Source organism: Aquabacterium sp. A08, from assembly GCF_011742065.1.
In genome coordinates this window covers 1-874 of the sequence record NZ_JAAQQT010000377.1, presented here as the reverse complement: position 1 = coordinate 874, position 874 = coordinate 1, and the positions used below count along the sequence as shown (strand labels likewise).

The 874-nt window shown below is 67.7% G+C and carries 1 protein-coding gene; it reads right to left on the bottom strand.

Annotated elements, in window-relative coordinates:
• Positions 1 to 874 (bottom strand): PLP-dependent aminotransferase family protein (locus tag HA630_RS27080; protein ID WP_166832202.1); only part of this gene is annotated, 874 nt, incomplete at both ends.

Here is an 874-nt window from a genome sequence, read left to right as displayed (position 1 = left end):
CGCTGCGCGAACACCTGGCTGTCCTGCACTTGCCCGCGCGCACCGGTCAGCCGCGCCCACACGAACAGGCCACCCCGGGGCTGCACAAATTCCACGGCGTCGCCCAGGGCACTGCGCAAACCGTCGCACATGGCCTGCGCGCGCTCGGCGTACACCGCCCGGGCGCGCTGCAGGTTGGCGGCCATGCGGCCGGCCTTCAGGTACTGCGCGACGGTGGCTTGGGCAAAGGTGCTCGAATTGGCGTCGCTGAACTGCTTGCACATCACCGCCTTGGCCAGCAGTTCGGGCGGTGCGATCATCCAGCCCAAGCGGAAGCCGGCCGACAAGGTTTTACTCAACGAACCGCAGTGCACCAGGCAATCCCGGCTGCCGGGCACCTGCTCGCTCAGCGCCAGCAGGCTCGGCGGCGGCGCCTCGCCAAAGTACAGGTCGCCGTAGGGGTCGTCTTCCACGATCAGCGTCTGGTGCTTCACCGCCAACTCCAGCACACGCTTGCGGCGTTCCAGGCTCAACGTGGCACCGCTGGGGTTGCCGAAAGTGGGAATCAGGTACACGAACTTCGGCTTGTGTTCGACGATCAGCTGCTCCAGCCGGTCCACCTGCACGCCGTCGCCGTCGATCGGGGCGCTCACCAGCTCCGCGCCATACAGGCGAAAGCACTGGATGGTGGCCAGGAAGGTCGGCCCCTCCACGATCACCTTGTCGCCGGGCGACACCAGGGTTTTGCCCAGCAGGTCCAGGCCTTGCTGGCTGCCGGTGGTCACCACCAGCTGCTCGGGGCTCAAACCCTGCACACCCTTGGCCGCCATGAAGGCCGTCAACTGCTCGCGCAGCGGCTGGTAGCCCTCGGTGGCGCCGTACGACATCGCCCCCG